The sequence below is a fragment of the Streptomyces sp. NPDC058665 genome, assembly GCF_042714995.1.
Classification (GTDB): Bacteria; Actinomycetota; Actinomycetes; order Streptomycetales; family Streptomycetaceae; genus Streptomyces.
Genome location: NZ_JBHXRX010000048.1, coordinates 58,563 through 64,739, shown reverse-complemented (window position 1 = coordinate 64,739; position 6,177 = coordinate 58,563). Strand labels below are relative to the sequence as shown.

Annotated in this window: 7 protein-coding genes; 3 read left to right on the top strand and 4 right to left on the bottom strand. The window is 71.6% G+C overall.

Going from position 1 to position 6,177, the window contains the following annotated elements; translation table 11 throughout:
- Positions 1 to 40 precede the first annotated feature (40 nt).
- From ACFWV8_RS27290 to ACFWV8_RS27280, 3 genes are all read right to left on the bottom strand, one after another.
- On the bottom strand, positions 41 to 1,075 hold the full coding sequence (locus ACFWV8_RS27290; protein WP_384209029.1) for a hydroxyacid dehydrogenase: 1,035 nt from the start codon (positions 1,073 to 1,075) through the stop codon (positions 41 to 43).
- Between the two features lie 69 nt (positions 1,076 to 1,144).
- The gene (locus tag ACFWV8_RS27285; RefSeq protein WP_329382972.1) at positions 1,145 to 1,942 is read right to left on the bottom strand and encodes an SDR family oxidoreductase; all 798 of its coding nucleotides are present in this window, start codon (positions 1,940 to 1,942) and stop codon (positions 1,145 to 1,147) included.
- A gap of 122 nt (positions 1,943 to 2,064) precedes the next feature.
- Entirely contained in the window at positions 2,065 to 2,802 is a 738-nt protein-coding gene (locus ACFWV8_RS27280; RefSeq protein WP_384209026.1) for an MOSC domain-containing protein, read from the bottom strand.
- Positions 2,803 to 2,896: 94 nt separating this feature from the next.
- On the opposite strand from ACFWV8_RS27280, the gene ACFWV8_RS27275 reads away from it, so the two are divergent.
- Positions 2,897 to 3,793, top strand: a complete 897-nt coding sequence (locus ACFWV8_RS27275) for a LysR family transcriptional regulator (protein WP_384209023.1) — start codon at positions 2,897 to 2,899, stop codon at positions 3,791 to 3,793.
- 145 nt (positions 3,794 to 3,938) lie between these two features.
- Here the strand turns inward: ACFWV8_RS27275 and ACFWV8_RS27270 are convergent, their stop codons facing one another.
- Positions 3,939 to 4,262 carry a WhiB family transcriptional regulator gene (locus tag ACFWV8_RS27270; RefSeq protein ID WP_329382964.1) on the bottom strand — a complete coding sequence of 108 codons (324 nt, stop codon included), beginning with the start codon at positions 4,260 to 4,262 and terminating at the stop codon, positions 3,939 to 3,941.
- Between the two features lie 437 nt (positions 4,263 to 4,699).
- Between ACFWV8_RS27270 and ACFWV8_RS27265 the strand changes: the two genes are divergently transcribed.
- Both ACFWV8_RS27265 and ACFWV8_RS27260 read left to right on the top strand, forming a co-directional pair.
- Positions 4,700 to 5,311 (top strand): response regulator transcription factor, encoded by a 612-nt coding sequence (locus ACFWV8_RS27265; RefSeq protein ID WP_003948568.1) that lies wholly within the window; start codon positions 4,700 to 4,702, stop codon positions 5,309 to 5,311.
- A gap of 278 nt (positions 5,312 to 5,589) precedes the next feature.
- Positions 5,590 to 6,165: a sigma-70 family RNA polymerase sigma factor gene (locus ACFWV8_RS27260; RefSeq protein ID WP_189107598.1), complete on the top strand. Its 576-nt coding sequence runs from the start codon at positions 5,590 to 5,592 to the stop codon at positions 6,163 to 6,165.
- Positions 6,166 to 6,177 lie beyond the last annotated feature (12 nt).

Sequence of the window (6,177 nt, the reverse complement as noted above, 5' to 3'; positions counted from 1 at the left end):
CTTCGGGGGTGCCGGGCCTCGGCGCGTTCCCGGGTACGGCTCAGGCCGAGTGCGGCAGCGCCGACGGAAGTACGGGATCCTCGAACGGCAGCCCCTTCGTGTACCGCTCCACCTCGTCCAGCGCCTGATCCGTCATCCGGTGGACCTCCCCGCCCAGCGAGCCCGCGACATGCGGGGTCAGCAGCACGTTCGGCAGGTCGTACAACGGCGACTCGGGCGACGGCGGTTCGGGATCCGTCACGTCGAGCACCGCGCTCAGCCGGCCGGAGACCAGCTGCGGCAGCAGCGCGTCCTCGTCGATCAGCGAGCCGCGCGCGGTGTTGATCAGCGTGGCCCCGTCGGGCATCGCGGCGAGCTGGGCCGCGCCGATCATCCGGTGGGTGGCCGGGACCTGCGGAGCGTGGACCGACACCACCTGGCTCCGCGCGCACAGCTCGGTCAGCGCCACCTGCTCGACACCGAGAGCCCCGGCGGCGGCGGTGTTGACGTACGGGTCGTACAGCAGGACGTCGAGATCGAACGGCCGCAGCAGCTCGATCACCCGGCGGCCGATCCGGGACGCGCCGACGATCCCGACCGTACGGCGGTAGTTGCCCGCCCCGCTCAGCTCCTGGTGCCAGTCGTGGGGGGCGCGCAGCTCCCGGTGGCGGTGGGCCGAGTGAAGGACCCGCTTGCCCGCGAAGAGGATCGCGGCCAGCGTGTACTCGGCGACGGGCTCGGCGTTGGCCGCCGCCGCCGACGCGACCGCGATCCCGCGCTCCCAGCAGGCGTCCGTGATGTGGTGCTTGACGGTGCCCGCCGCGTGCACGATGGCGCGCAGCCGCGGCGCGGCGTCGAGGACCCCGGCGGTGAGCGGTGGCGCGCCCCAGCAGGTGATCAGCAGTTCGGCGTCGGCGAGCGCGGCGGCGACGGCGGGGTCGAGACCGGGGCCGGCCAGGGTGTGGGCGACACGTCGCGGATCGGTGCGTACGAGGCTGGTCAGCCGGGAGAGATGAGCGGGGGAGAACAGCCGCTCCGCGATGCCCGGACCCATCGAGAGCAGCGCGGAGGGCCGATTGTCAGTGGCGTCCTGCATGGTGGAAGTCGCTCTCCTCGTGGGGTCGGCGTGGGTGGTACGGCGGGCCGGACCGGCGGGTCGTCGCCGCTATCGCGGCCCGTACTTCCGCCCCGTCTTCGACGTCACCCCGCCGAGCAACCCCCGCGGCGCCAGCTTCACCGCGCCCATCAGGGCCTTGTACCGGGGGTCCGGCACCGACACCGTCTTGCCGCGCGCCAGATCGGTCAGCGCCGCGGTCACCAGTTTGTCGGCGTCCAGCCACATCCAGTTGGGGATTCTGTCCGTCCCCATCCCCGCCCGGTCGTGGAACTCCGTGCGCGTGAAGCCGGGGCAGAGCGCCATCAGCCGTACCCCGGTCCCCTCCAGGTCCCGCGCGGCGCCCTCCGTGAACTGCACGACCCATGCCTTCGACGCGCCGTACGTCCCGCGCGGCAGGAAAGCGGCCACCGACGACACGTTCACCACCCCGCCGCGCCCGCGCTCCCGCATTCCGACGACGGCCGCCGACGTCAGCCGCAGCACCGCCTCGCAGTGCACCTTCAGCATCGTCAGCTCGTCGGCCATCGACACGTCCAGGAACCGGCCCTTGTTCCCGAACCCCGCGTTGTTGACCAGCAGATCGACCGGGTGCTTGAGGTCGCCCAGACGCTCCTCGACCGCCGCGATCCCCAGGTCGGTGGAGAGATCGGCGGTCAGCACCTCGGCCTCGATGCCGTGCAGGTCGTGGAGTTCGGTCGCCTGGTGCTGAAGGCGCTCGGTGTCACGTGCGACCAGCACCAGATTGTGGCCGCTTCCCACCCCGCCGGAGGTCCCGCCCGCCGCCAGCCGCCGCGCGAAGGCGGCGCCGATACCCGCTGTGGCGCCCGTAATCAAAGCAGTCGTCATAGGCGGCACGTTAGACGGTCGCGCGCCCGGCGCGAACGGCCGTCCGGCCACCGGAAGGCGCCCCCGCCCACCACCGGGCGCCCCCGGCACACCGCTTCCCGCCCTGTTGTCGTTTCCGGGAGTCACACCACCCCGGCGCTCTCGTCGGCGGTTCCGTCCGTCTGACCGGGGATTGTCGCGGCGCCGGCCGTCCCGTCGCCGTACCTCGCCACGTACTCCCGCGCGGTCCTCAACTCCTCGGTGTGCAGGGCCTCTCCGGCGGCCAGCACCCTCGGCAGCAGCTCGCGCTCGGTCGTCGCGGCCCGGAAGGCGAGAGCCACCGTCACCTCGTGCTCGGGCCGGTGCACGATCTCGACCGGGTCGCCCGCCCGGACCTCGCCGGGCACCACGACCCGGAAGTACGCCCCGGTGACCCCCTGCCGGGTGAACCGCCTGACCCACCCCTTCTCGCCGAGCCGGCCCGCGAACGTACGGCACGGGACCCGCCCGCTCGTCGCCTCCAGCACCAGATCGGGGCCGACCCGCCAACGCTCGCCGATCAGCGTCCCGTTGAGATCGAGACCGGCCGTGGTGAGGTTCTCGCCGAAGCAGCCGTTGGCCAGCGGACGCCCCAACTCCCGCTCCCAGAAGTCCAGATCCTCCCGCGCGTACACGTACACGGCCTGGTCGCTGCCGCCGTGATGGCGCAGATCGCACACCGTGTCCCCGACGAGACCGCTCGCGCCCGTGCCCTTGGGGCCGGGATCGCGCACCGCGACCGGGCCGTCCACCGGCTGTTTGTCGATACCGGTCGCGCCGCCGGGCGCGTCCGTGTACGCGACGGTCTTGGCACGTCCCACATTCACGGTCAGAACTCTCATGCCAGGAACGCTAACCCGCCGCCCCGGCCGAGGGCCTCCCAAATGTGCTGCCCCGAATTTCCCCGTACCCCCAAGTTTCCCTTATGTTTGCGGGGTGATCGAAGCCCGTCATCTCCGTGTCCTGCGTGCCGTCGCCACCACCGGCTCGTTCTCCGCCGCGGCGCGGGAACTGGGCTGCACCCAGCCCGCCGTCAGCCAGCAGATGAAGGTCCTCGAAGCCTCGGTCGGTACGACCCTGCTGATCAGGACCAGCCGCGCGATGCGCCTCACCCAGGCCGGCGAAGTGCTTGTACGGCACGCGACGGGCATCCTCTCCGGACTCACCGCCGCCGAGGAGGAGGTCGCCGCCATCGCGGGCCTGCGCGCCGGCCGGGTCCGGCTGGTCTCGTTCCCGAGCGGCAGCTCCACGCTCGTCCCCGCCGCGCTGGCCGCCCTGCGCACCGCGCACCCCGGCACCCGCGTCTCGCTCGTCGACGCGGAGCCGCCACGCTCCGTCGAGATGCTGCGCGACGGCGACTGCGACGTGGCGCTGGCCTTCCGTTACGGCTCCACCGGCGGCGCCGGGGAGTGGGACGACCTGGTCGTACGCCCGCTGCTGACCGACCGGCTGGTGGGGCTGCTCCCGGAGAAGCACCGGCTGGCCGGGGCCGCCGCCGTCTCCATCGCGGATCTCGCCGACGAGTCCTGGATCGCGGGCTGTCCGCGCTGCCGGCACCAACTGGTGGAAGCCTGCGCGAAGGCGGGCTTCACCCCCCGTATCGACTTCGCGACGGACGACTATCCCGCGGTGATCGGCCTGGTCGGGGCCGGACTCGGGGTCGCGTTCCTGCCGGAGCTGGCGATGGAGTCGGTGCTGCCGAAGGCCGCCCGTACGGTCACCGTCGACCCCGCGGTGCGGCGGGAGATCGTCGCGCTCACCCTGCCCGATCTGGCACGGGTCCCGGCGGTGGCGGCGACGCTGGATCAACTGGAACGGGCCGCTTCGCGCTGACTCCGTTCTCTTCCCCCGCCCTCTCCCCCTGGCCCCCTGCCCCGCTCCCGCCGTGACGGGAGCGCGGTGGTCCGAGCCGCGCGCGGTGCGCGGTCGATGCGGAAACGTCAGTGCAGAAACGTTTCTGCGTAATGTTTGTCGCAGGTCAGGCGCGTCCCGACCCGTTCGCCCCCGTGGTCGCGATCAACCGGGTGCGTGCGCGCCCCATCAGTTCCTCGCGTTCGTCCTCCGTCAGCCCGCCCCACACGCCGTACGGCTCCCGCACCGCCAGCGCGTGCGCCGCGCACTGCGCGCGGACCGGGCATCTCATGCACACCTCTTTGGCCGAGGTTTCGCGGGCGCTGCGGGCCGCGCCCCTCTCTCCCTCCGGGTGAAAGAACAGCGAACTGTCGACGCCGCGACAAGCGGCGAGGAGCTGCCAGTCCCACAGATCTGCGTTCGGTCCGGGAAGACGGGAGAAATCTGCCATTGCTCATGTCCCCTTGCATCCGTGGAGGCGGATATGGGTCGACCGGGCGCGATGCACCCCGGGGCGCCGGGTGTGAGCCCGACGCGCCGACCGCATCTCTTCACGACCGTACATCTCCTGTGTAAGTAGATGTAAATATGACTCATTGGGAATCTAGCCACAGACACCAGCAAAAGCGAAGAAAAGCCGCTAAATGGGGCATGGCTCAGCGTGATCGAGCGGTGACCTGCGAGGCTCTGCTCTGTGCGCACCTCCTCACGTAGAGTGCCGAGGGCGATTTCGGACCCGTAACTCTTTCGAGTGACCGTCGTTGAGTGTGCGAGGCGGTTGAAGGAAGAAGCGATCGGGCACATGTCCGATGGCGTCAATCGCACAGGTGACCACATGTACTCAGCCTGGAGGCTCAAGGTGACGCGCATCAGCTGCGGAGGGCGGCCATGACATCCGTCCTCGTCTGTGACGACTCCCCGCTTGCCCGAGAGGCGCTGCGCCGCGCGGTTGCGACCGTGCCCGGCGTCGAGCGCGTGACGACCGCGGCCAACGGTGAGGAAGTCCTCCGCCGCTGGGGCGCGGACCGCTCGGACCTGATTCTGATGGACGTGCGCATGCCCGGTCTGGGCGGCGTCGAGACCGTTCGCCGGCTGCTGTCCGCCGACCCGGGCGCCCGGATCATCATGCTCACGGTCGCCGAGGACCTGGACGGGGTCGCGCTCGCGGTCGCCGCAGGTGCCCGCGGCTATCTGCACAAGGACGCGTCCCGCGCGGAGCTGCGCGCGACGGTCACGCAGGCGCTCGCCGACCCGACGTGGCGGCTCGCCCCGCGCCGGCTCAGGTCGGCGGAGATGGGCGCGGCGCCCACGCTCACCGCGCGTGAGATCCAGGTGCTCGAAGGCATGAGCCACGGCCGGTCGAACGCGGAGATCGGGCGCGAGCTCTTCCTCTCGGAGGACACGGTCAAGACCCACGCCCGGCGGCTGTTCAAGAAGCTCGGCGCATCGGACCGCGCGCACGCCGTGGCCCTCGGATTCCGCTGGGGTCTGGTCCGTTAGGCGCTGGTCGGAGGCGTCCGGGCGGCCCGTCCGGACAGTCGCGTAACCCCGTCTGCCCGTGCGGCGGACGGGGCGGCGGAGAGGGTCACCGGTGCCCGTACGCCACAGTTACCCGCCCGATGCCGCATCCTTGAGGTGTGGAGTTCCTCGGGGACGAGTCGGGCGAGCGGAAGGGGAGGGCGCAGGAGATGAGTTCCGGCGCACCTGCTCATAACGCTTCGGTGCACAACTATGAACGTGGTGCCACGGATCGGCAGCCTCCGAGGCACCATGGGCGGATGCGCGATGACGAGACCACGGTGATCGGTGCGCTCGTTCACCGTGCCGTCGAGGGGGACGGGCAGGCCACGCACGATCTTCTGGCCCATGTGCATCCCCTCGCGCTGCGCTACTGCCGCACGCGGCTCAACCGACTGCCCGGTGACGCACGCCACTTCGTGGAGGACCTCGCGCAGGAGGTCTGCGTCGCCGTCCTGATGGCGCTCCCGCGCTACCGGGACACCGGCAGGCCCTTCGAGGCCTTCGTCTTCGCCATCGCCGCGCACAAGGTCGCGGATCTCCAGCGGGCCGCGATGCGGCACCCCGGCTCCACGGCGGTGCCCTCGGACGAGATGCCCGAGCGGCCCGACGACTCCCTCGGCCCGGAGGAGCGCGCGCTGCTCAGCAGCGACGCGGAGTGGGCGAAGAAGCTCCTCGCCAACCTCCCCGACAACCAGCGCGAACTGCTCGTCCTGCGGGTCGCCGTGGGGCTGACCGCCGAGGAGACCGGCCAGATGCTGGGGATGTCGCCCGGCGCCGTACGGGTCGCGCAGCACCGCGCGCTCAGCAGACTGCGCGCGCTCGCCGAGCAGTAGCCGCACCCGGCG